The sequence below is a fragment of the Sphingobium quisquiliarum P25 genome, from assembly GCF_000445065.1.
Lineage (GTDB): Bacteria > Pseudomonadota > Alphaproteobacteria > Sphingomonadales > Sphingomonadaceae > Sphingobium > Sphingobium quisquiliarum.
In genome coordinates, this window is record NZ_ATHO01000074.1 from 1 (window position 1) to 21,342 (window position 21,342).

Genomic DNA, 21,342 nt, shown 5'->3' on the forward strand with positions numbered 1-21,342 from the left:
CGGCCGCCGCCGCTGGCGACCCGCCGGGCAGGATGAAGCTGTCGAGCGGCGCGAGTTCCGCGTTCATCGCGTCGATCTGATCTTCCAGCCGCTTCACCTGCGCCGCGACGATGCGCAGCGCCCATGGCTCATCCTCTCCCTCAGGGATCGGGGTGGCGAGGTCAGCGCCCAGATCGAACAGGTCATTCTGAATGGTGGTCAGCCATTGTCCCTCCGGCGCGCCGCCAATCGCCAGCACGGCAAGGCCGATGGCGCTGTTCGCTTCATCCACGTCGCCGACCGCCTGCATGCGGGGCGCATGTTTGGGCAGGCGGGATCCGTCCACAAGGCCGGTGGTGCCCGCGTCGCCGGTGCGGGTATAGATCTTGTTGAGCTTCACCATGTCGCGCGCACCTTCACGGAGCCGGGTTCACCCATTGCCCTTCATCAGCAGCAGGATGGCGACGATGATGATGGCGGCGGCCTGAAACAGGATGCGGTTCATCATCATCTTGTTCTGCTTGAGGCTGGACGGGCTGGGTCCGCCTTCCGGCGAGTTCAGCTGCTCCTTGGTCGACTGGAGGAAAGCGATGATCCCCCGCACCAGTGCGAACAGGGTGGCGCCCATGGCAAGGATGAGGGCGATGATGAGGACGGTGTTCATCGCTCAAAACTAGGCGCTGGCCAGCGAAATGCCAACCGGAAAGCGCGCGGCAAGCAAATCGGCGGCGAGTTGGACCGGGTCCATGCCTTGCGCCCGCAGATCGGCGAGCGCGATCGACCCGTCCCGCTTTGCAAGGCGCTTGCCATCGGCGCCTGCCAGCAGCGGATGGTGGCAATAGACTGGCGAGGGGAGATTGAGCAGCGTCTGGAGCAGGCGGTGGACATGCGTGGCGGCAAACAGGTCCTGCCCCCGCAGCACATGGGTGACGCCCATGGCCGCGTCGTCGAGCGTGCAGGAAAGATGATAGCTGGCGGGCGCATCCTTGCGCGCGAGGACGACGTCACCGGCGGTCTGCGGCCTTGCCTCTATCAACCGTTCGGACTGAGCTTGTGGATTGACCTTCGACAAGCTCAGTCCGAACGGGGCAAACGAAGTGGATTTCCAATAGAGCTGTCCTGTGGCTGCGATCGCCCGGCTCATATCGATCCGCCAGGCATGCGGCTCCCCCGCCGCGATCCTCCTGTCCCGCTCGGCCAGGGGCAATGCCCGGCAGGTGCCCGGATAGACCGGCCCCTCCGGACCATGGGGCGCGCTGGTGCTCGCGGCGATGTCGGCGCGGGTGCAGAAGCAGGGATAGAGGAGGTCCATCCCCCGCAGCCGGTCAAGCGCCGCTTCATATTGGCCGAGGCGATCGGACTGGAAGATGACCTCGCCGTCCCACGCGATCCCCAGCCAGCGCAGGTCTTCGATGATGCCCGCGACATGCTCCGGGCGGCTGCGCGTCCCGTCAATATCCTCTATCCGGAGACGGAACGATCCGCCATTTTCGCGCGCGATCGCTTCCGCCAGCAGCGCGGACCAGCCATGGCCCACATGCAGGCGCCCGGTGGGGCTGGGGGCGAAGCGCGTCACCATATGCTGTGGGGTGGAAGAAGGGGTCATACTTGGCCTTGACGGATCGGGGTCGTTAATGCTGTCATGCTCCCGTCACGATCCTGGTCAATCAGGACGTCGGCAAAGGGGGATTGAGGGTTCTTATGTACCATCCCGACCTGATACGGCACCCGGAAAACTGCCCGGCGCTGGTTCTGAATGCAGACTATACGCCGCTCAGTTATTACCCGTTGAGCCTGTGGCCTTGGCAAACCGCCATCAAGGCGGTTTTTTTGGATCGGGTGGACATCGTCTCCAGCTATGAGCGGGAGGTCCACAGCCCCAGCCTGCAAATGAAAATCCCGTCCGTCATCGCGCTCAAGCAATATGTCCGTCCCTCCGAGCATCCAGCCTTCACCCGCTTCAACCTGTTCCTGCGCGACCGTTTCGCCTGCCAATATTGCGGATCGGGCAACGATCTGACGTTCGACCATGTCGTCCCGCGCCGTGCGGGCGGCCGCACCACATGGGAAAATGTCGCGACCGCCTGCTCACCATGCAATCTGCGCAAGGGCGGGCGCACGCCGAAGGAGGCGGGGATGCGTCTGCATGTAACGCCAATCCGCCCGACCAGCTGGCAGTTGCAGGAACATGGCCGCGCCTTTCCGCCCAACTATCTGCACGAAAGCTGGCACGACTGGCTTTATTGGGACGTGGAATTGCTCGCCTGATCCGCAGGCCACGGCTTCATGGCTGGCTGGGGAGCCAGTCGAAATCCATGTCCTTGTGACGATTGGTGTAGTGGCCGATCTCTTCCAGCCGTTCCATGTCGAGCAGGGTGATGCGCCCGTTCGCCCGGCTGATCAGCCCTTCCTGCTCCATCTGCCGGACCATGCGGTTCACATGGACGGAGGTGAGGCCTATGGCATCGCCAATCTCCTCCTGCGTCAGCTTGAGGTCGAAACTGTCGGTCACGCCATCATCCGTGACACGCAACCGGTCGAAAATGTCGAGCAGGAAGGACGCGACCCGTGCTTTGGCCGATGTCCGCCCAAGTGATGCGAGGCGGTCGGTCAGCGCGACCCGTTCGGCGTTGGACAGCAGGAACAGCAGCGCTGCGACGCGCGGATGTTCCTCCAGCAGGCGGCGCAACGCATGCTTGTCGAACGGGCAGATGACTACGTCCGACAGCGCAACCAGGGATTCGGGAGCCTTGCTGTAGATGGTGCTGGCGGACCCGATGAAATCGCCGGGGAAATAGACGCGCAGAATCTGGCGGCTGCCGTCGGGAAGCAGGACGAAGCTCATCGCCCGCCCCTCGCGAAGGACGAACAATTCCGTAACCGTTTCATTGACGCGCTGGATCATGGCGCCGCGCTTCACTTTACGCGGATTTTCTTCCAATCTGGCAAGCGCGCTTCTTTCCGCATCGGACAGCTGCACATGCTTGGCCAGCCTGTCCGCGAAACAACTTGTCGCCACCCGGATACCTTCTTCTTAGCTTGTCGTTACGATGGCATAACGCCCCGCCCGTCTTTCGGCTGCAATCGCGCCTCGTGCACTAAACTCGATCAATATTGGCTGCTGGATCATGCAAATGTTTCTGCGGGCGCGAGCAGGCCGATACGGTGCTGGTGCTCCGGCATGCCTCCCGCCTTGCGCGCGGCGCAATTAACGTTAAGAACCCAGCCGATGGACCGCATTCATATTCGCGGCGGCAAAGCGCTCAATGGCCGCCTTCCCATCTCCGGCGCGAAGAACGCGGCGTTGACCTTGCTGCCTTGCGCCCTGCTGACCGACGAACCGGTGACGTTGCGCAACCTGCCCCGTCTCGCCGACGTCGACAGCTTTGGCCATCTGCTCAATCAATTGGGCGTGTCGACCATGATCGAAGGGGCGCGGCCGGAGGATTTCGGGCGGGTCATGACGCTGCGCGCGGGCCGTGTCACTTCGACGGAAGCGCCCTACGATATCGTGCGCAAGATGCGTGCTTCCATCCTGGTGCTTGGGCCGCTGCTCGCGCGCGCGGGCGAAGCGCGCGTTTCGCTGCCCGGCGGATGCGCCATCGGCAACCGGCCGATCGACCTGCATTTGAAGGCGCTGGAAGCGTTCGGCGCGGTGATCGAAATCAGCGCGGGCTATGTCCGGGCAAGCGCGCCTGACGGCGGGCTGCCGGGCGGCATCTACACTTTCCCGGTCGTGTCCGTGGGCGCAACCGAAAACGCCTTGATGGCGGCGGTGCTGGCGAAGGGCACCTGCATCCTGGAAAATGCCGCGCGGGAGCCGGAGATCGTCGATCTTTGCAACCTGCTCGCCGCCATGGGCGCCGACATTGAAGGCATCGGCAGCGACAAGCTGACCATCCATGGCCGCCAGCGCCTGCACGGCGCGACATACAGCGTCATGCCGGACCGGATCGAGGCGGGCAGCTATGCCTGCGCGGCGGCGATCACCGGCGGCTCGCTGGAACTGGCAGGCGCGAATGCCGCCGACATGCACGCCATCCTGGCGGCGCTGCGCGACGCGGGCGTCGAGGTGGAGGAGATGAAGGGCAGCATCAAGGTGTCGTCGGATGGCAAGCTGAAGCCGCTGACCCTCTCCACCGCGCCGTTCCCGGCCTTCCCGACCGACATGCAGGCGCAGTTCATGGCGATGCTGACGAAGGCCAGTGGCGCATCGGTGCTGACCGAGACCATCTTTGAAAATCGCTACATGCACGTTCCCGAACTGGCGCGCATGGGCGCCGATATCGGCGTCAATGGCCGCACCGCCGTGGTGCGGGGCGTCGACCGCCTGGTCGGCGCGCCGGTGATGGCGACGGATCTGCGCGCATCGATGAGCCTGATCCTGGCGGGCCTTGCGGCGGAAGGCGAAACGCAGGTGAACCGTGTCTACCATCTCGATCGCGGCTATGAACGGCTGGAGGAAAAGCTGTCGGCGGTAGGGGCCGACATCGAACGGGTCAGCGATGGCTAACGGCTGCGGCCTGGATACGGACCGCGCGGCATTGCTGGCGCGCTACGATCTGGACGCAGGCGGCTTTTCCGCTCTTGACCAGATCACCGAATTCGCCTCGGCTCTCTGCGATGCGCCGATCGCGCTCGTCAGCATAGTGGAAGATGAGCGGCAACGCTTCCTCGCCCGCACGGGGCTGGATGCGGAAGAAACGCCGCGCGACGTATCCTTTTGCGCGCATGCGATGATGGACAGTGCGATCTTCGTGGTGTCCGACGCTACTTCGGACCCGCGTTTCAGGGATAATGCGCTGGTGCTGGGGCCGCCGCACATCCGCTTCTACGCGGGCGCGCCGCTGCTCGACCGGGAAGGGGTGCCGCTGGGGGCGCTGTGCGTCATCGACGAGCGGCCGCGTGATGACCTGACGCCGCTTCAACGCCAGGGCCTTGCGCTGCTGGCGCGGCATGTCATGGTTGTGCTGGAAGGACGCAGGCGGGACCAGGACGTCATCGCCCAGCAGATCAGGGATGCCGAAGCCCTGGCGCAAAGCGACCGGCTGTTCAGGACGCTCGCCGACACCATGCCGCAAATGGTCTGGTCGACGCTGGCGGACGGCTATCACGATTATTACAATGCCCGCTGGTATGAATATACCGGCGTGCCGGAAGGATCGACCGATGGCGACGACTGGGCGGGCATGTTCCATGCCGACGACCGCGAGAAGGCCTGGGAATGCTGGCGCCGCTCGCTGGCCACTGGCGAGCCCTATGACGTCGAATACCGGCTGAGGCATCGTAGCGGCGAATATCGATGGACGCTGGGCCGCGCTCTGCCGATCCGGGACGGAGAGGGGCGGATCACGCGATGGATCGGCACCTGCACCGAAATTCACGAACAGAAGCTGATGCTGGAGGAGCGCGAGGTCATCGCGCACGAACTGTCGCACCGCATCAAGAACATCTTTTCCGTGATTTCCGGCCTCATCGGCCTGTCGGCCCGCGCCCATCCGCAGATTCGCGACGTCGCCGACGACCTGCGCGACCGCATCATGGCGCTCGGCCGGGCCCATGATTTCGTGCGTCCCCATGGTGATGACGCCAGCGTAGAGGGGCAGAGAGGTGGCCTGCGCGGCATATTGGAGCAGATTTTCGCGCCCTATAGTGATGAGAAGGGCAGCCGTATCGCCTTTTCGGGCGAGAACCCCGCAATCGACGACCGGTCGGCGACCCCGCTCGCGCTGCTGTTCCATGAACTTGCCACCAATGCAGCCAAATATGGAGCGCTGTCGGTGCCCGGAGGGCGCATTCACATCGCGGTGGAGCGGACGGGCGGAGACATTCGCATCACCTGGCGCGAGGAAGGCGGTCCGGTTGTCACCCCCGCAAGCCATGAAGGGTTCGGCAGCCGCCTGATGCAACTCAGCGTCGAACGTCAGCTTGGCGGCGAGATGGTGCGCGAATGGCGGCCCGAGGGTCTGGAAATCAGCCTGCGGGTCCCATTCCGTTCCATGAGCCGGACGGCGGCGGGAACGGCGTAAACCCGGCGATCTGGGCGGCCGTCAGGTCGCTGCTGTCGTCCGCCACGAGCCTTAGCGTCGCGGTGATGCTGTCAGCGCGGAAAGGCTTTGCGATGACGCCCAGCGCCGCCTCGGCCGCCGCGCCGATTTGTGCGGGATTCGCGGTGACGTAGATGACCTGGATGCCGAATTGACCGGCCAGTTCCATGCCGATCCCCGGACCCGTGGGGCCGTCGCGCAGGTTCAGGTCGACGAGGGCGATGTCGCACGCGGCTGCGGCGGCCAATGCGGCTTCCCGGTCGGCCGCGATCGCGCCCACCGTGAAGCCAGCATCCTCAACGATCTGTTCAATTTCCAGTGCGACGAAAATTTCGTCTTCAACGATCAGAACTGTCTTGCTCATGCCATAGACCGGGTTGGTGGGCATAAATGCGCGGAATCCGGTTAGGTTCCCCGTGCACCGGAAAAACGTCCGGTCAGCGGTACGGGGCCGCTTTGCCGCTTATTCGGCTTCCGTGGTCCAGAGCGTTTCGAATTTCGTCCCCTGCATCAGCAGCACGCTGGCGGGATAGCCGCCCTCGCTTGCCTTGCGCGCCGTGTCCGTAGCGCTGCCGACGGCGGCCTGCCGGGTGGGAAAGGGGCCGTAATAGCGATTGTCGAGATTGATCTTCCACTCGCCCCCATGTTCAAGGACGATGTAGCGTGCGTGGGGCAGGGGCATGAGTCAAAGAACCTCTGTATTATAATGGTGCCAGGCCATGATGGCGGCCGCCCCGCGGTGGGGACGCCAGCGTTCCGCGACCTCGCGCGTCTGGCGCTCGCTCGGCCGCTCCGGAAGTCCGAGGATGCGTCCGACCTCGACCTGCACGGCCAGGTCGCCCGCTGGCCAGATGTCGGGCCGCCCTTCGGCAAAGAGGAGGTAGATTTCCGCCGACCAGCGCCCGATGCCCTTGATCCGCGTGAGAAGCGCGATCGCTTCCTCGTCCTCTTGCGGAAGGGCATGCAGGTCGATCGCGCCGCTGGTCACCAGTTCGGCAAGGCTGCGGGCATAGCCCTGCTTCTGGCGTGACAGGCCGCAGCTTCGCAGCGCCTCGAAATCGCGCGACAGCAATATGTCCGGCGCGCAGCCTTCGCCCAGTTCCGCCTCCAGCTTGCGCCAGACGGCCGCCGCCGCGGCGACGCTGACCTGCTGGCCTACGATGGTGCGCAGCAATGTCTCATATCCCGGCTCCCGCATCCGGGGCAGGGGGTAGCCTACCCGGCCGATGGCCGCCGCGAATCCCGGCTCTAGCGCCGCGATCGCGTCCAGGCTTTCGCGCAACCTTTCTACTGTCGTCACCATGGCGCTGGCTTTCCCGCTCTTGATTTATCGGCGACCCAGCCTATGAGCGGCGAGGATGTTTGAGGGGATTTGAGTACATGCCCAAGTTGATTGTGGTCAACCGGTCAGGTGAAGAACAGGCCGTTGAAGGCGATGCTGGCCTGTCGGTGATGGAAGTCATCCGCGACAATGGTTTTGACGAACTGCTGGCGCTGTGCGGCGGCTGCTGTTCCTGCGCGACCTGCCATGTCTATGTCGATCCCGCTTTCGCCGGCAAGCTGCCGGAGATCAGCGAGGACGAAAACGACCTGCTCGACAGTTCGGACCATCGCAACGAAACCAGCCGCCTGTCCTGCCAGCTTACGCTGAACGACGATCTGGACGGCCTGCGCGTCACCATCGCGCCGGAAGACTGATCCGCAACAAGGCGTCCAGAGCCTAACGGCTGACGCGTAGCGTCGCCATGGGCGCTTCGCTGGTCAGCGGTGTTATCCGCCACGAGATGCGCTTTCCCTGCGCCGTGCTCTGGGCGCCGTCTTCCTGATTCTGGCTGACGATCTCCGCGTCGGTGGTCAGGGTGAAGACGCCATCCAGCGCCTTTGCCGCGTCGTCGGCTGCTTCCCCCTGCACCATGGGCGGCGCGCTCTGGTCGAAGCTGTTGGAATAGCCCGGCGCCTTCACCCGCACCCGGTCGTCCCCGCGCAATTCCACGGCGACGAAGGGCAGGACGATCTTCGCATCGCTGTTGAAAGGAAACAGGAAGCTGTGTGTCAGCCGCCCGCTGATCGCATAGTCGATCTCGAAGCGGTGCTTGCCCATGTAGCGCGCCGAGCGAAAACCCTTCTCCTTCGATAGGGCGGCGGCGATCGCCTGCATCTGGGCTTCGTCGCTCCGCGCCGTGCTGGCGTCAAATTGCTCATCCGCCACCTCCAGATGCGCCGTCTTCCTGTAGGCGCTGTCCTTGGTCTGCGGGTCATCGCCGTCGACCGGAACGCTGGGCGCGGATTGCAGCCCCTTCATGTCGGACGCCAGTATCTCGCCCTTGTAGGTGAAGCTGAACTGCCGGTCGGCACGGATGTCGAGCGTTGATTCGAACTTGCCGGGCGTCACCAGGCAGGCGGAAAGCGCCAGAAGCGCGGCGAGCGCGCCCATGGAGCGGAAAAGAACGGCCATCGATACCCCCATCTCTTGGTCCGCCATCATCGCGGGGCGGCCGCCGCGCAATGATGATTGCACCAGCTTACACGCCTTCAGCGGCTCGCCGCCGCATAAAGTGCGATCGCGGCCGCATTGGACACGTTCAGGCTTTCCATGCGCGGGCTGATCGGCAGCTTCGCCAATATGTCGCAATGGGCCATGCTGTTATGGCGCAGCCCTTCGCCTTCCGCGCCGAGCACCAGCGCGACGCGCGATTCGCCGATAGCATCGCCCAGGTTCGTCTCCGCCTCGCCGTCCAGGCCGATGCGCCAATATCCCGCTTCCGCAATCTCATCGAGCGCGCGGGCAAGGTTCACCACGCGCACCCATGGCACGATTTCCAGCGCGCCCGATGCCGCACGCGCGAGCACGCCTGATTCGGGCGGCGCATGCCGGTCCTGCGTGACGATGCACAGCGCGTCGAAGGCGGCCGCCGAACGCAGGATCGCTCCGACATTGTGCGGATCGGTCACCTGGTCGAGCACCAGCACGGGGCGGCGGTCGTCGCGCCCTTCCTCCAGCACGTCGCCTAGCCATACGTCGTCCAGCGGCTCCACCTCCGCCACGATGCCCTGGTGCGGCGCGTCGGACGGCACCATGCGTCCAAGATCCGCGCCGTCGGCATAGACGATGGGAAGCACGGGCGGCAGGTCCAGCGCGTTCAGCGCCTCGCGCGTGCCCCAGATCTTGCGCACGGTGCGATCCGGATTGGCGAGCGCGGCCGTCACGGCATGACGGCCATAGAAGCGCGGAAAGTTGCCCTTGGGCTTGGGGGTGCGATGTCCTTTTTTCATGGACCGCTCTTTTCACATCGGACCATTGACAGGCAAGCGTCCTTTCGCCATTGAGCGCGCCTCCAGCGCGGTGACACGACAGCAGTTCACCGCGTCAGGGCACTGGACAGGTGGCCGAGTGGTTAAAGGCAGCAGACTGTAAATCTGCCCGGGTTTCCCGTACGCTGGTTCGAATCCAGCCCTGTCCACCACCCTTGCGGATGCGCCGCCTCTTTCGGGTTTCCGGCTCGCGCGTCCTCCTTCAGAGCCCGCCTGACGAGAAGGAACGCTGCCATGGCGTGGCTTATCCTTGGCATCGCCGTGATCTCCGAAATCTGCTGGGCGCTCAGCCTGAAATGGGCGGCCACCGCCGGCACGTGGCAGGCGTCGATCGTGCCTATCGCGCTGAGCTTCCTCAATATGGGCCTGCTGGCGCTCGCAATGAGGGGACTGCCCGCTGGCACGGCCTATGCGGTATGGACCGGCCTTGGCGCGGTGGGCGTCATCATCGGCGGGGTGGTCCTGTTCGGCGACCGGGTGACGCCGGTGCAGGCAGGCTTCATGGCCCTGACGGTCATCGGCGTCGTCGGAACGAAGCTGTTCGCCACTGCCTGAGCGGCCCTCGCGCCGCGTTGCAGCAAAGGGCTGACCCTGCGCAAATCTCCTGCTAAGGCGCGCGCATGCTGAATCTGAAGGACATCACCGTGCGCCTTGGCGGCCGCACCATTCTCGACCGCGCGAGCGCAGCCTTGCCGCCGCGCAGCCGCGTCGGACTGATCGGCCGCAACGGGGCTGGCAAATCGACGCTGATGAAGGTGATGATCGGTCAGATCGACCCGGATGAGGGCAGCTGCGACATGCCGCGTGACATGCGCCTTGGCTATATCGCGCAGGAAGCTCCGGCGGGCACGGCGACGCCGTTCGAAACGGTGCTCGCCGCCGACGCGGAGCGGGCGGCGCTGCTTGCCGAGGCGGAGCATACCGAGGACCCGGACAGGCTGGGCCATATCTACGAACGGCTGAACGCCATCGACGCCTATACCGCCCCGGCGCGGGCGGCCCGCATCCTTGTCGGCCTTGGCTTTGACGAAGAGATGCAAGGGCGCCCGCTCGACAGCTATTCGGGCGGGTGGAAGATGCGCGTGGCGCTGGCGTCGCTGCTCTTTTCCGAGCCCGACCTGCTGCTGCTCGACGAGCCGAGCAACCATCTAGACCTGGAAGCGACGCTGTGGCTGGAGAATTTCCTGAAAGCCTATCGCGGGACCGTGGTCGTGATCAGTCACGAGCGGGACCTGCTCAACAATGTGGTCGACTATATCCTGCACCTAGAGGGCGGCAAGGTCACCCTCTATCCCGGCGGTTACGATGCGTTCGAGCGGCAGCGGGCCGAACGGCTGGCGCAGCAGGAGGCCGCTCGCGCGAAGCAGCAGGCGGAACGGGAAAAGCTGCAAGATTATGTCGCCCGCAACTCCGCCCGCGCCTCCACGGCGAAGCAGGCGCAGTCGCGCGCCAAGGCGCTGGCGAAGATGCAGCCCATCGCCGCCGCGATCGAGGACCCCAGCTTGGCCTTCGCCTTCCCCAGCCCGCCCGAACTGCGGCCGCCGCTGATCACCATGGACATGGCGGCGGTAGGCTATGGCGACACGCCGGTGCTGCGGCGCGTCAATCTGCGCATCGATCCTGATGACCGGCTGGCGCTGCTTGGCCGCAACGGCAATGGCAAGACGACGCTGGCTCGCCTGATCGCCGCCCAGCTCGCGCCGATGGAAGGGACGATGAACAGTTCGTCCAAGATGAATGTCGGATATTTCACTCAGTATCAGGTTGAGGAACTGGACGTCGCGGACACGCCGCTTGAACATATGACGCGCGTCATGAAGGGTGCGACACCGGGCGCCGTGCGGGCCCAGCTCGGCCGGTTCGGCTTTTCGGGCGAGCGCGCCACGCAGAAGGTCGGGTCCATGTCGGGCGGAGAAAAGGCGCGGCTGGCGCTGGCGCTGATCACGCGCGACGCGCCGCACCTGCTGATCCTCGACGAACCGACCAACCACCTTGACGTCGATAGCCGTGAAGCGCTGGTTCAGGCGCTGAACGATTATTCGGGCGCAGTGGTCATCGTGTCCCATGACCGTCACATGATCGAACTGGTGGCCGACCGTCTGGTGCTGGTCGATGGCGGGACGGCCCAGCCATTTGACGGCAGCCTGGAAGATTATACCGACATCATCCTGCGAAAGGCCGATGACAATGGCGGCGGCGATGCGCCCAAGGCCGATCGCAAGGCCGAAAAACGCAACGCGGCCGAGTGGCGCGAAAAGCAGAAGGCGGCGAAAAATGCCGTGAGCAAGGCTGAAAAGGAAATGGCGCTGCTGACGGCCGAGCGCAGCCGGATCGATCAGGCGCTGTTCGATCCCAAATCGGCAACCGGCGCGGAAGCGAAAATGACGATGACCGACCTGATGGTGAAGCGCGCTGCCGTCGAAAAGAAGCTGGAGGCCGCCGAGGAAGCCTGGATGGAGGCGAGTGCGGCGCTGGAGGAGCTTTGAGGCTCACCCATTTGCGAGACGTTTGAACTCGCCTCTTGCCTGCGGCCACGTCCGCTACCCGGATGAATGCTCCAGCACTATCGCGCCTCTTCCTTCGTCAACGGCCCCTCTATCCCGTCCCCCGTCCGCATCCGGGTCACGATATTCCAGGTCGCGATGAAGAGGGCGGCGATTACCGGGCCGATGACGATCCCGTTGAAACCGAACATATCGATGCCGCCCAGCGTGGTAATCAGCACGACATAATCCGGTATCCGCGTGTCGCGCCCCACCAGGATCGGCCGCAGCAGATTATCAACAAGGCCGATCACGAACAGGCCGCAAAAGACCAGTATCACACCCTTGGCGATCGCTCCCGTCGCCAGCAGGTAGAGCGCCACCGGGACCCAGACCAGACCCGTTCCAACCGCCGGGATCAGGGAAAAGCACCCCATCAGCACGCCCCACAGCAGCGGTCCGGGGATGCCGAGCGCCCAGAAAACGACGCCGCCGATCAAGCCCTGGACCACCGCGACCACGATGCTGCCCTTTATCGTCGCGCGCGTGACGACGACGAATTGCTGCATTAGCGCGCGTCTGTGGCTTGTCCGCAACGGCGCGGCGCGATCAAGCCGGGCGGCGAGCGACGGCCCGTCGCGCAGCAGGAAGAAGGTGAGATAGAGCGTGACGCTGAGCGCGACGAAGAAGCTGAACGCGCTTTGGCCGACCTGGAACAGTTGCGTGGCCACCGTGCGGAAGCTGGATGCTATGCCCTCGCTCAGCATCTCGCGCACGGCGGCGAAATTGGTGACGCCAAGCCGCGCGAGGAAGGCAGACGCCCAGTCAGGGAGTCGTGCCTGGAACTGAGCGAAGACGTGGGCGATGTTGATCTCGCCCGACTGGATGCGGCCGTAGAACAAGGTGGCTTCCTGCACGAGCGCGATCGTCAGGACGATGGCGGGCAGGATCACGACCGCCACGATGATGAGCAGCGTCAGCCCGGCGGCGGTGTTCGGACGGCCGGGCATCCGGTAAAGCAGATTGTGGTTGAGCGGCGTGAACAGGATCGCCGCTATCACCCCCCACAGGATCGCGGCGAAGAAAGGTTCGATCACCAGCGCGAAGGCGATGGAGACGATCAGTACGAAGCCGAGGAAAACGCCATCTTCGATGCGGACATTCTGCGGCTTGTGATTCATGTTTTCCGCTTTGGCAGAAGTCGGGCGGCAAATCCATGTATTGGCGGCGTCAGTCCGCCTTGGCGCCGAACTGGAAATTGACCGCGACTTGCGGGGCCAGGTTGGTGCTGCTGCCGCCATTGCCGACGCCGAACGGCAAACGGGCTATGCTGGCCGATCCCGCCACCTTGCGGCTCTGGCCCGATCCCGACAGGGTGAAGCGGATCGCCTGCGGCCGGCTGACCCCTTTCAGACTCAGCGTGCCCGACGCGCGATAGCTGTTGCGTCCGCTGGCCTCAGCACCTTTGGCGGTAAAGACCGCCCTAGGATGCGCGGCGGTAGCGAAGAATTCGTCGCCCGCCAGCATGCCATCCTGATAGGCGTCGCCGACGCTTGCGCTGGTCAGGTCGATCTCCACGCGAATGTCGGCGCTTTCGGGACGATCGGGGTCCATGACGATCTTCGCCGTCCAGCGGGAGAAACTGCCATTGATCGCCTCGCCGCCATTATCCACCGAAAAGCCGATGCGGCCGCCGGGCTGCACGGTCCAGGACGGGGGCGGGGCAGTTGGCTCCTCCGCCGGTGGGGCCGCTGCATTGTCAGGCTCCGCCGCTTGAGGTTCAGCGGCGGGCGGCGTGGCCGCCGGGACGTCATCAGCCTTGGCCGTCTCTGGAGCGGTCGCTTGCGGCGGCGCTTTGGCGGGAGCGGCGACGGGAAGGATCGCCTTGCCCAATACCAGCCCGGCAAAGATCAGGCCGGGCAGCAGCACCAGTAGCAGCGGCGAGCGCGCGGGCATCATTCGCCACAACAGCCCGTCGCGCAGCAGGAAATGGTGGCGCAACGCCCCCGCGACATGCAGCAGGAAAAGGGCGATGCCGAGCCACGCCAGCAATCCATGTCCGCCCTCCGCCCATTCATGCGCGCTGGCAGGCAGCGGCAGATGGGGGAGGGGAATGACGCCAAAGATCAAAGTCGGCACTTTCACTCGCGCGGTCGACACCAGCGCCCATCCAGTCAGCGGCGCGCCCAGCATGAAGGCGTAAAGGCCGCCATGCACGGCTTTGGCGAGCGCGCCCTGCCAACCTCCTTCCACCGGAGCCGGACGCGGTTTCCAGATGCGCACACCGATGCGTATCAGGGTCAGGACAAGAATGCTGATGCCGATCGACTTGTGCAGTTGGTAAAGCGAAAAGCCGCGCGCTCCCAAATCTTCCAGCGCCCATCCCACGCTGATCTGAAAGGCGAGCAGGGCGGCGATCGTCCAGTGCAGGAAGATGGCGATCAGGCTGTAGCGGCGCATGGGATCTCCGGCCAGTATGGGTCGGCGCGAGGCTATGCTTCGCCGCCTACAAAGTCCATGTCAGTAACGGAAACGCAACGTTAATCGGCTTGGCTCTCCATATGGCGCTGTGTCAAAAAGGTCGCAGTTGCGCCAATTTTCCCTTGCTCATTGAATCCGGGCCTGCACGAGCTAAGACGGATAGGGATAATATATTGGAAAGCAGGACATGGCCAAACCAGAAGCCTGGCGTCTGAGCCCGGAAGCATATAGCTTCATCACCACGCTCGATACGCGCTTTCAGGATATCGATACGATGGGCCACATCAACAATGTGGCGATATCCGGCATATTCGAAACCGCGCGCATCCGGTTCCACCATCATCTGGGCCGTCACCCGCAGGAACAGGGCGTGCGCTGGCTGGTCGCAGCCGTTTCCCTCAACTTTGTCGAAGAGTCGCACTTTCCCTATCCGTTCGAAGTGCATTGCGGCATCGGCCATATCGGTCGCACGAGCTGGACGGTCAGTTCGGCCGCGTTTCAGAAGGGCGTTTGCGTGGCGACCTGCGACACGACGGTCGTGACTCATGGCGCGGAAGGCCGCCGGACCATCGATGAAACGCTGCGCGAGGCAATGGAGCGGAATTTCCTGCGCCAGCCGGGCTGAACGTCGCCGTGGAGCGAAGGGTCAGGCGAACCCGTCCATCCGCCGCGACCATTGGAAGGTGATGACCGCCGCCTTGGCCGGTTGGATCATCAGCGCCGCGAGAATCACCGCCAGTCCGGGCCATAGCACGGCCTGCACGCCCAGCGGGATCGAAAGGGCGCTGTTCACCTCTATCATCAGCGGCACCAATATGTGCCCCAGCAGCAGAATGACGATATAGGCCGGGAAGTCGTCGGCGCGGGACACGTCCCATTTCTGGCCGCAATGCTCGCAGCCGGAGGAGGGCTTGAGGAAGCTCTTGAACATGCGTCCCTCGCCACAGGCCGGGCAGCGCCCGCGCAGCGCCAGCGACAGGGCCGGGCGCAGGGGCCGGTCGAGATTGCGTGCAGGGGGTGGCGCGTCGGTCATGGGTTGCTCCTATGGTCCAGCGGACGCGGCGGCGCAACCGGGACAATAATGGCAGCAGCGCCCTTTCGCCCGCGCGAAAGACTGTTAAGAGGCGGTCATGCGTCTGCCGGGTCCTGACGAAGCCTTTGTCCTGTTCGATGACGCGCGGACGCGCAACGCGGCCCCGGCGCGCCTGTACCGCGATCCCGTCGCGGTCATCGAGGCGCAGAGGCTGGAGGACGTGCAGCCAGCGCTGGACCGTATAGCCGAAGCCGCCGAAGCCGAGCTCCATGCGGCGGGCTATCTAAGCTATGAGGCAGGGCTTGCGCTGGAGGACCGGCTGGCTCCGCTGGCGCAGCGGCACGAGCGCACTTCTTCCTCCACGCCGCTCCTGTGGTTCGGCCTGTTCGACGGGGTGCGGTTCATCAAGCCGCAGGCGATGCCGGGACTGCTGCCCAATCCCGCCGGGGTGAGCATCGATCCGCTTCGGCCCCTGATCGGCGAAGCTGACTACCGCGCGGCATTCGGCACGGTGCAGGAGTTCATCCGCGCCGGGGACATTTATCAGGTGAACCTGACCTTCCCCTGCGCCGCGCGGTTCAGCGGCGATCCGATGGCGCTCTACGCTGCGGTCAGGCCGCGCCAGCAGGCGGGCTATGGCGGCATCATCCGCACGGGTCAGCACGACATATTGTCCTTCTCGCCCGAACTCTTCTTCACCAGCGTGCGCGGGCAGTTGACGGCGCGGCCGATGAAGGGAACCGCGCTTCGCAGCACGGATGCCGCGCGCGATGCGATGCTTGCCCGCGAACTGGAGGCCGACGCCAAGCAGCGCGCCGAAAACCTGATGATCGTGGACCTGCTGCGCAACGACATGGCCAGGGTGTCGCGCGTCGGAACCGTCACGGTGCCGGACCTGTTCCATGTCGAAACCTACCCCACGGTCCACCAGATGGTTTCCACCATCCGCGCCCGGCTTCTTCCGGGGCTGTCGCCCGTAGATGTGCTGCGCGTCCTTTTTCCTTGCGGATCGATCACCGGCGCGCCGAAGGTGAGGGCGATGGAAATCATAACTGAAGTAGAAGCCTTCTCACGCGGTGCTTATACCGGGGCCATGGGCTGGATCGATCCGAACGGGGACGCTGCGTTCAATGTTGCCATCCGCACCATTTGCGTTGAAGAAGGGAAGAGGGAAGGGCTTTTGGGGCTGGGGTCGGCGGTCGTCGCGGACTCCGATGTAGAGTCCGAATGGGCGGAGTGCCTGGCCAAGGGCCGTTTTCTGGCGGGAACCTGATCTTGAGCTACAGGGGGCTTGAATAGTTTCGATGTCAGTGGCTGACGGACGGTTCGACCTGCTGGAAACCATGGCCTTCGACCCGGTCGAGGGCATCAGGTTGCTGGAGCTGCATCTTGAGCGGATCAAGACCAGCGCGACGGCGCTGGGTTTCGCCTTCGACCGGCATGACGTCCGCAACGAATTGCAGGCCGCGACCTTCCGCCTGCGTGAGCGCAGCCGGTTGCGGCTGCTGGTGTCGCGGCGCGGATCGACGGCGATCGAGGTGCGCGAGCATCGCACCTGGCCGCAGGCGATCATGCATGTGGCGATCGTGCCGCGCGACGTCCCGGCGAGCGACCCGCGCCTGCTGCACAAGACCACCGACCGTTCGCTCTACCGCGACATCCTCAAGCGCGGCGGCACCTATGAGGTGCTGATGACCGATGCCGGCGGCTTCCTGACCGAAGGCTGCTTTTCGTCCATCTTCGTCGAGCGCGGCGACAAGCTGGTGACGCCGCCGCTGTCGCGCGGGCTGCTGCCGGGCGTGCTGCGCCGCAGCCTGATCGACATGGGCGAAGCGGTGGAGGACGATCTGCGCCCGTGCGACCTGCAACAGGGCTTCTTCATCGGCAATGCGGCGCGCGGCATGGTGGCGGCCTCCCTCGTCAAATAGCGGTTCGCCCCGCACCATGCCGCCATCGGCCAACTGGCGGTTGCCCCGTCCGGCTTAGCGCTCTAAGGAGCCTCGCGTCCGCCGCGCGCGGGCATGAGCATCTTTTGGGAAAGAATGTCACGATGAGCCAGACTTCCGCTGCCCTCGGCCGCATCCAGCCCTCCGCCACCCTGGCGATGAGCGCGCGTGTGAATGCCCTCAAAGCCGAAGGCGTGGACGTGATTGGCCTGTCGGCGGGCGAACCGGATTTCGATACGCCCGACTTCGTGAAAGAGGCAGGCATCGCCGCCATCCGCAATAACCTGACCCGCTATACCGATGTCGACGGCACCGCCGACCTCAAGGACGCGGTCGCCTTCAAGTTCAAGCGCGACAATGGCCTTGTCTACAAGCGCAGCCAGATCAGCGTGAATTCGGGCGGCAAGCACACGCTGTTCAACGCGCTGGTGGCGACGGTGGATACGGGCGACGAGGTGATCATCCCCGCGCCCTACTGGGTCAGCTATCCCGACATCGTGAACTTCGCGGGCGGCACGCCGGTGTTCATCGAAGCCCCGGCGTCCCAGGGTTACAAGATCACCGCCGCGCAGCTAGAGGCGGCGATCACCCCGCGCACCAAGTGGGTGATCCTGAATTCCCCGTCCAATCCTTCGGGCGCGGCCTATTCGGCGAGCGAGCTGAAGGAACTGGGCGAGGTGCTGCTGCGCAACCCGCATGTGCTGGTGATGACCGATGATATGTATGAGCATGTCTGGTATGCGCCGACGCCCTTCGCCACCATCGCGCAGGTGTGCCCCGATTTGTATGACCGCACCCTGACGGTGAACGGCTGCTCCAAGGCCTTCTCCATGACCGGCTGGCGCATCGGCTTTGCGGGCGGGCCGGAATGGATGATCAAGGCGATGGGCAAGCTCCAGTCGCAGTCCACCAGCAACCCCTGCTCGATCAGCCAGGCGGCGGCCGTGGCGGCGCTGACCGGCGAGCAGGACTTCCTGGTGGAGCGTAACGCCGCGTTCCAGAAGCGCCGCGACATGGTGGTGTCGATGCTGAACGATGCGCCGGGCCTCAACTGCCCGGTGCCTGAAGGCGCTTTCTACGTCTATCCCGACGCCAGCGGCGTGATCGGCAAGACGACGCCCAAGGGGCAGCTGATCGACAGCGACGAGACGCTGATCGGCTATTTCCTGGACGAAGCGAAGGTGGCCGCCGTCCATGGCGCGGCCTTCGGCCTCTCGCCCGCCTTCCGCATCAGCTATGCGACGTCGGAAGAGGTGCTGGCGAAGGCCTGCACCCGCATCCAGGAAGCCTGCGCCGCCTTGAAGTGAAGAGGGATAGCTTCGGATCGGGATGATTCCGGCCCGCTCGGGCTGAGCTGTCGAAGCCTCTTCTTCGTCGAGGAGTGAGCCGTTCGACACTCAGCGCGAGCGGAAATCCCGTACCCGGCACAGCGCCTTCTCCCCGCGGTCGTGGACGTGAGCGGCGATCCCGTTGCGGTAGCAGGGCCTCCATTTGGAAACGCATTTTTGCCATTCGCGGCCTTGCGGAAACGGGCTGGCGGCTTATATCGCGTTTCAATCTAAAACCTAAAGACCTCTCCCCGCCGTTAAGCCGGGGCTAAGCCGCCCTCTGTTAGCCCGCTCATACAAGGGCAAGATCGAAAGGAAGAAGGCCATGGTGGCATTTCTGAAGTCCGACCTGTTCCTCCGCTTTCTGGGCGGGTTCGTGATCGGCACGGCTGGCATGATCGCGCTTCAACCCAGCGATCCGCCCGCGCTGGTCAGCCCGGCCATGGCCGCTTCCGCGAATGCGGCGCCTGACGCCAGCCCGGCCGATGCGGCGCTCTGACGGCATAGCCCTTGCCGTCCTCGCGGCCCTTCTGGTCGCTTCCCCCCTGCGCGCCGAGCGGCCGGTCCTTGCGCCGTTGCCCGCCGTCGAAGCGCCGTCGCGTGAAAAGCTGGAGACGGCCGTCTTCGCGGGCGGCTGCTTCTGGGGCGTGGAAGGCGTTTTCTCGCATGTGAAAGGGGTGCGCTCCGCCGTCTCCGGCTTTGCTGGCGGGCCGAAGGGGCGCAAGGTCGATTATGAACGGGTCAGCAGGGGCGACACGGGTTTCGCCGAGGCCGTGCGGGTGACCTACGATCCCGCGCAGGTCAGCTACGGCACGCTGCTGCGCGTCTTCTTCTCAGTGATCGCCGATCCTACCACGCTCAATTATCAGGGGCCGGACCGTGGCACCCAATATCGCAGCGCGCTGTTCCCGTTGAACGCGGGGCAGGCGAGGGCGGCGCGCGCCTATCTGGCGCAACTGGGCAGGGCGAAGCTGTGGCGCGATCCTATCGTCACGCGCGTGGAAGGCTTTACCGGATTTCAGGCGGCCGACGCCTATCATCAGAATTTCCTGACCCGGAACCCGCGCCACCCCTATATCCAGCGCTGGGATGCGCCGAAGCTTGCGGCTTTCAAGGCGATGTTCCCGAACCTCTATCAGGTCAGACCGGCCGCCTGAGGATTTTTGATCCGAGGGTGGGGGGTGGCATTCCCCGTCTTTGATGGCGTGGGAAGAGGGGCGGATAGCGGGCGCCGCCGGTTCGAAACCTCGCCGTCCCCGCGCAGGCGGGGACCTATCTCTCCGCGCACGACTGGATTGCCGAAGGCGACATGGGTCCCCGCCTGCGCGGGGACGACGAGGATGGGTGGGAAGCGGAAAGGCGGGTTTAAGCGGGGATGGCAGTAAAGCTGACACGCTGGAAGAGCCCATTCATTTGCACCGTATGTCAGGCCCTTTAGGCACCTTATTGCGAAACGCTACGCTCCACCCATCCACGGTTGAGGGAGTTCGTCTAAACCGCGCGTCGCATACGTGGCCCTGAGCCTCGAACCTGCATAGAGCAGCCTCGCCGGACCCAGGACGGCAAACTAGCTTCTGCACATTCGGCGGAGAGCCTTTCCCAACGCCTTCACAAACATCTATGAGCGCGCGGCATACATTTGTTTCGTACGCGACATAGGCTTCCGCAGCAGCGATCGGCGTTGGAGCCGACGCTCGGGGCTGGGCGAGCGTGGCAGACGATAATGCAACAAGCCCAAATGCGACTAAATGCTTCATCAGCCCTCCCAAAATCTCGCGGAATGCTATCGGCTCAACTGGAGCTAGGCAATGTCAGCATTGCGAAAGGTTCAGGGTGCCAGCGAGCGTCCTGAACTGGTCGAAAGCAGGCATTTCGCCGTCGTCATACTGAACTTGTTTCAGCACCCATCTGTCCTCACGGGTGGCAGCCCTGTCTGGAGAGATGGACCCTGAAACGCGTTCAGGGTGACGATGAAGGAAGGCGGGATATGCTCGCCGTTTGTCGGCCAGCGGCTTATGCAGCCCTGCTGCTCACTCTTAAGCACATGAAAAACGGGCGGAGCCTGTCGCCAAGCCCCGCGCGTTAAAGCTTTCGCTGTCTAGCCGCTTACTTAGGAGCCAGCACCATCAGCATCTGGCGGCCTTCCATGCGCGGATAGGCTTCGACCTTGGCGATCTCGCCGACATTTTCCGCGACGCGCTGGAGCAGCTGCATGCCGAGCTGCTGGTGGCTCAGCTCGCGGCCGCGGAAGCGCAGGGTGATCTTCACCTTGTCGCCGTCGCCGATGAAATCATGCACCTTCTTCATCTTCGTATCATAATCATGATCGTCGATGTTCGGACGCATCTTGATCTCTTTGAGTTCCTGCGTCTTCTGGGTCTTGCGGGCGATATTCGCCTTTTTCTGGGCCTCGTACTTATATTTGCCGATATCCAGGAACTTGCAGACCGGCGGGTCGGCGGTCGGCGATACTTCGACCAGGTCCAGCCCGATCTCATAGGCGCGCTCGATCGCCTCCTGCGTATACATCACGCCCAGATTTTCGCCTTCGTCGTCGATCACCCGCACCTTGGGCACGGTGATGAACTCATTATAACGGGGACCGGACTTCGGCGGCGGCGCCATCGGACGGCGCATCATTGGGGGACGTATAGCGGCTTCTCCTATAGTGATTCACGAAAATGGCTTTGGCGGCCTTTAGCGCAAAGCCGAAAGGGGCGGCAAGCCCGCGCG

25 protein-coding genes and 1 tRNA gene are annotated in these 21,342 nt (G+C 64.3%); 13 read left to right on the forward strand and 13 right to left on the reverse strand.

Annotated elements, in window-relative coordinates:
- The 3 genes from L288_RS30960 to gluQRS all read right to left on the reverse strand — a co-directional run.
- Nucleotides 1-382 (reverse strand): cob(I)yrinic acid a,c-diamide adenosyltransferase (locus L288_RS30960; protein ID WP_021238088.1); only part of this gene is annotated, 382 nt, incomplete at its 3' end.
- A gap of 27 nt (nt 383-409) precedes the next feature.
- Nucleotides 410-643: a twin transmembrane helix small protein gene (locus L288_RS30965; protein ID WP_021238089.1), complete on the reverse strand. Its 234-nt coding sequence runs from the start codon at nt 641-643 to the stop codon at nt 410-412.
- A gap of 9 nt (nt 644-652) precedes the next feature.
- Nucleotides 653-1,585 (reverse strand): tRNA glutamyl-Q(34) synthetase GluQRS, encoded by a 933-nt coding sequence (gluQRS, locus tag L288_RS30970; protein ID WP_031304310.1) that lies wholly within the window; start codon nt 1,583-1,585, stop codon nt 653-655.
- A 95-nt stretch (nt 1,586-1,680) separates the two neighbouring features.
- Here gluQRS and L288_RS30975 point away from each other — a divergent pair, with 95 nt between their 5' ends.
- A complete protein-coding gene (locus L288_RS30975) occupies nt 1,681-2,247 on the forward strand; it encodes an HNH endonuclease (RefSeq protein ID WP_021238091.1) in 567 nt (188 codons plus the stop codon).
- Nucleotides 2,248-2,263: 16 nt separating this feature from the next.
- Here L288_RS30975 and L288_RS30980 read toward each other — a convergent pair whose 3' ends face one another.
- Entirely contained in the window at nt 2,264-2,998 is a 735-nt protein-coding gene (locus L288_RS30980; RefSeq protein ID WP_021238092.1) for a Crp/Fnr family transcriptional regulator, read from the reverse strand.
- A 210-nt stretch (nt 2,999-3,208) separates the two neighbouring features.
- Here L288_RS30980 and murA point away from each other — a divergent pair, with 210 nt between their 5' ends.
- Nucleotides 3,209-4,492, forward strand: a complete 1,284-nt coding sequence (gene murA, locus L288_RS30985) for a UDP-N-acetylglucosamine 1-carboxyvinyltransferase (RefSeq protein ID WP_021238093.1) — start codon at nt 3,209-3,211, stop codon at nt 4,490-4,492.
- On the forward strand, nt 4,485-6,008 hold the full coding sequence (locus tag L288_RS30990) for a sensor histidine kinase (RefSeq protein WP_021238094.1): 1,524 nt from the start codon (nt 4,485-4,487) through the stop codon (nt 6,006-6,008). Before murA ends, L288_RS30990 begins: the two co-directional genes overlap by 8 nt.
- Here the strand turns inward: L288_RS30990 and L288_RS30995 are convergent.
- The 3 genes from L288_RS30995 to L288_RS31005 form a co-directional block, all read right to left on the reverse strand.
- Nucleotides 5,953-6,390: a response regulator gene (locus L288_RS30995; RefSeq protein ID WP_031304312.1), complete on the reverse strand. Its 438-nt coding sequence runs from the start codon at nt 6,388-6,390 to the stop codon at nt 5,953-5,955. The genes L288_RS30990 and L288_RS30995 overlap by 56 nt on opposite strands.
- Before the next feature lie 99 nt (nt 6,391-6,489).
- Nucleotides 6,490-6,708, reverse strand: coding sequence for a hypothetical protein (locus L288_RS31000; protein WP_021238096.1), 219 nt, complete (start codon nt 6,706-6,708; stop codon nt 6,490-6,492).
- Between the two features lie 3 nt (nt 6,709-6,711).
- On the reverse strand, nt 6,712-7,329 hold the full coding sequence (locus L288_RS31005) for a DNA-3-methyladenine glycosylase family protein (protein WP_021238097.1): 618 nt from the start codon (nt 7,327-7,329) through the stop codon (nt 6,712-6,714).
- Nucleotides 7,330-7,406: 77 nt separating this feature from the next.
- Here L288_RS31005 and L288_RS31010 point away from each other — a divergent pair, with 77 nt between their 5' ends.
- Entirely contained in the window at nt 7,407-7,724 is a 318-nt protein-coding gene (locus L288_RS31010) for a 2Fe-2S iron-sulfur cluster-binding protein (protein ID WP_021238098.1), read from the forward strand.
- A gap of 22 nt (nt 7,725-7,746) precedes the next feature.
- On the opposite strand, the gene L288_RS31015 is transcribed toward L288_RS31010, so the two are convergent.
- Nucleotides 7,747-8,481 carry a hypothetical protein gene (locus L288_RS31015; RefSeq protein ID WP_031304314.1) on the reverse strand — a complete coding sequence of 245 codons (735 nt, stop codon included), beginning with the start codon at nt 8,479-8,481 and terminating at the stop codon, nt 7,747-7,749.
- Nucleotides 8,482-8,558: 77 nt separating this feature from the next.
- Nucleotides 8,559-9,299, reverse strand: a complete 741-nt coding sequence (locus L288_RS31020) for a TrmH family RNA methyltransferase (protein WP_021238100.1) — start codon at nt 9,297-9,299, stop codon at nt 8,559-8,561.
- Nucleotides 9,300-9,403: 104 nt separating this feature from the next.
- On the opposite strand from L288_RS31020, the gene L288_RS31025 reads away from it, so the two are divergent.
- The 3 genes from L288_RS31025 (at nt 9,404) to L288_RS31035 (ending at nt 11,824) form a co-directional block, all read left to right on the forward strand.
- Nucleotides 9,404-9,490 (forward strand) — tRNA-Tyr (locus L288_RS31025).
- Between the two features lie 82 nt (nt 9,491-9,572).
- Nucleotides 9,573-9,893 carry a DMT family transporter gene (locus tag L288_RS31030; RefSeq protein ID WP_021238101.1) on the forward strand — a complete coding sequence of 107 codons (321 nt, stop codon included), beginning with the start codon at nt 9,573-9,575 and terminating at the stop codon, nt 9,891-9,893.
- Nucleotides 9,894-9,958: 65 nt separating this feature from the next.
- Nucleotides 9,959-11,824, forward strand: a complete 1,866-nt coding sequence (locus L288_RS31035; RefSeq protein WP_021238102.1) for an ABC-F family ATP-binding cassette domain-containing protein — start codon at nt 9,959-9,961, stop codon at nt 11,822-11,824.
- A gap of 77 nt (nt 11,825-11,901) precedes the next feature.
- On the opposite strand, the gene L288_RS31040 is transcribed toward L288_RS31035, so the two are convergent.
- Together L288_RS31040 and L288_RS31045 are read right to left on the reverse strand one after the other, a co-directional pair.
- Complete coding sequence (locus L288_RS31040) at nt 11,902-13,002, reverse strand: AI-2E family transporter (RefSeq protein WP_021238103.1); 1,101 nt, start codon at nt 13,000-13,002, stop codon at nt 11,902-11,904.
- Nucleotides 13,003-13,051: 49 nt separating this feature from the next.
- On the reverse strand, nt 13,052-14,281 hold the full coding sequence (locus tag L288_RS31045) for a cytochrome b/b6 domain-containing protein (protein WP_021238104.1): 1,230 nt from the start codon (nt 14,279-14,281) through the stop codon (nt 13,052-13,054).
- Between the two features lie 208 nt (nt 14,282-14,489).
- Between L288_RS31045 and L288_RS31050 the strand changes: the two genes are divergently transcribed.
- Nucleotides 14,490-14,927: an acyl-CoA thioesterase gene (locus L288_RS31050; protein ID WP_021238105.1), complete on the forward strand. Its 438-nt coding sequence runs from the start codon at nt 14,490-14,492 to the stop codon at nt 14,925-14,927.
- A gap of 21 nt (nt 14,928-14,948) precedes the next feature.
- On the opposite strand, the gene L288_RS31055 is transcribed toward L288_RS31050, so the two are convergent.
- Entirely contained in the window at nt 14,949-15,335 is a 387-nt protein-coding gene (locus L288_RS31055) for a DUF983 domain-containing protein (protein WP_021238106.1), read from the reverse strand.
- 97 nt (nt 15,336-15,432) lie between these two features.
- Here L288_RS31055 and pabB point away from each other — a divergent pair, with 97 nt between their 5' ends.
- From pabB to msrA, 5 genes are all read left to right on the forward strand, one after another.
- Nucleotides 15,433-16,608, forward strand: a complete 1,176-nt coding sequence (gene pabB, locus L288_RS31060) for an aminodeoxychorismate synthase component I (protein ID WP_021238107.1) — start codon at nt 15,433-15,435, stop codon at nt 16,606-16,608.
- 31 nt (nt 16,609-16,639) lie between these two features.
- Nucleotides 16,640-17,263 (forward strand): aminotransferase class IV, encoded by a 624-nt coding sequence (locus tag L288_RS31065; RefSeq protein ID WP_021238108.1) that lies wholly within the window; start codon nt 16,640-16,642, stop codon nt 17,261-17,263.
- 122 nt (nt 17,264-17,385) lie between these two features.
- Nucleotides 17,386-18,588, forward strand: a complete 1,203-nt coding sequence (locus tag L288_RS31070; protein WP_021238109.1) for a pyridoxal phosphate-dependent aminotransferase — start codon at nt 17,386-17,388, stop codon at nt 18,586-18,588.
- A 346-nt stretch (nt 18,589-18,934) separates the two neighbouring features.
- Nucleotides 18,935-19,108, forward strand: a complete 174-nt coding sequence (locus L288_RS43635) for a hypothetical protein (protein ID WP_021238110.1) — start codon at nt 18,935-18,937, stop codon at nt 19,106-19,108.
- Nucleotides 19,095-19,766 carry a peptide-methionine (S)-S-oxide reductase MsrA gene (gene msrA, locus L288_RS31075; RefSeq protein ID WP_021238111.1) on the forward strand — a complete coding sequence of 224 codons (672 nt, stop codon included), beginning with the start codon at nt 19,095-19,097 and terminating at the stop codon, nt 19,764-19,766. Before L288_RS43635 ends, msrA begins: the two co-directional genes overlap by 14 nt.
- Before the next feature lie 949 nt (nt 19,767-20,715).
- Here the strand turns inward: msrA and infC are convergent.
- Nucleotides 20,716-21,249: a translation initiation factor IF-3 gene (gene infC / locus L288_RS31080; protein ID WP_021238112.1), complete on the reverse strand. Its 534-nt coding sequence runs from the start codon at nt 21,247-21,249 to the stop codon at nt 20,716-20,718.
- Nucleotides 21,250-21,342 lie beyond the last annotated feature (93 nt).

Coding starts and splice junctions, on each gene's coding strand:
- L288_RS30965 (WP_021238089.1), bottom strand. CDS start 643: ATGAACACCGTCCTCATCATCGCCCTCATCCTTGCCATGGGCGCCACC.
- gluQRS (WP_031304310.1), bottom strand. CDS start 1,585: ATGACCCCTTCTTCCACCCCACAGCATATGGTGACGCGCTTCGCCCCC.
- L288_RS30975 (WP_021238091.1), top strand. CDS start 1,681: ATGTACCATCCCGACCTGATACGGCACCCGGAAAACTGCCCGGCGCTG.
- murA (WP_021238093.1), top strand. CDS start 3,209: ATGGACCGCATTCATATTCGCGGCGGCAAAGCGCTCAATGGCCGCCTT.
- L288_RS30990 (WP_021238094.1), top strand. CDS start 4,485: ATGGCTAACGGCTGCGGCCTGGATACGGACCGCGCGGCATTGCTGGCG.
- L288_RS30995 (WP_031304312.1), bottom strand. CDS start 6,390: ATGAGCAAGACAGTTCTGATCGTTGAAGACGAAATTTTCGTCGCACTG.
- L288_RS31000 (WP_021238096.1), bottom strand. CDS start 6,708: ATGCCCCTGCCCCACGCACGCTACATCGTCCTTGAACATGGGGGCGAG.
- L288_RS31005 (WP_021238097.1), bottom strand. CDS start 7,329: ATGGTGACGACAGTAGAAAGGTTGCGCGAAAGCCTGGACGCGATCGCG.
- L288_RS31010 (WP_021238098.1), top strand. CDS start 7,407: ATGCCCAAGTTGATTGTGGTCAACCGGTCAGGTGAAGAACAGGCCGTT.
- L288_RS31015 (WP_031304314.1), bottom strand. CDS start 8,481: ATGGCCGTTCTTTTCCGCTCCATGGGCGCGCTCGCCGCGCTTCTGGCG.
- L288_RS31020 (WP_021238100.1), bottom strand. CDS start 9,299: ATGAAAAAAGGACATCGCACCCCCAAGCCCAAGGGCAACTTTCCGCGC.
- L288_RS31030 (WP_021238101.1), top strand. CDS start 9,573: ATGGCGTGGCTTATCCTTGGCATCGCCGTGATCTCCGAAATCTGCTGG.
- L288_RS31035 (WP_021238102.1), top strand. CDS start 9,959: ATGCTGAATCTGAAGGACATCACCGTGCGCCTTGGCGGCCGCACCATT.
- L288_RS31040 (WP_021238103.1), bottom strand. CDS start 13,002: ATGAATCACAAGCCGCAGAATGTCCGCATCGAAGATGGCGTTTTCCTC.
- L288_RS31045 (WP_021238104.1), bottom strand. CDS start 14,281: ATGCGCCGCTACAGCCTGATCGCCATCTTCCTGCACTGGACGATCGCC.
- L288_RS31050 (WP_021238105.1), top strand. CDS start 14,490: ATGGCCAAACCAGAAGCCTGGCGTCTGAGCCCGGAAGCATATAGCTTC.
- L288_RS31055 (WP_021238106.1), bottom strand. CDS start 15,335: ATGACCGACGCGCCACCCCCTGCACGCAATCTCGACCGGCCCCTGCGC.
- pabB (WP_021238107.1), top strand. CDS start 15,433: ATGCGTCTGCCGGGTCCTGACGAAGCCTTTGTCCTGTTCGATGACGCG.
- L288_RS31065 (WP_021238108.1), top strand. CDS start 16,640: ATGTCAGTGGCTGACGGACGGTTCGACCTGCTGGAAACCATGGCCTTC.
- L288_RS31070 (WP_021238109.1), top strand. CDS start 17,386: ATGAGCCAGACTTCCGCTGCCCTCGGCCGCATCCAGCCCTCCGCCACC.
- L288_RS43635 (WP_021238110.1), top strand. CDS start 18,935: ATGGTGGCATTTCTGAAGTCCGACCTGTTCCTCCGCTTTCTGGGCGGG.
- msrA (WP_021238111.1), top strand. CDS start 19,095: ATGCGGCGCTCTGACGGCATAGCCCTTGCCGTCCTCGCGGCCCTTCTG.
- infC (WP_021238112.1), bottom strand. CDS start 21,249: ATGATGCGCCGTCCGATGGCGCCGCCGCCGAAGTCCGGTCCCCGTTAT.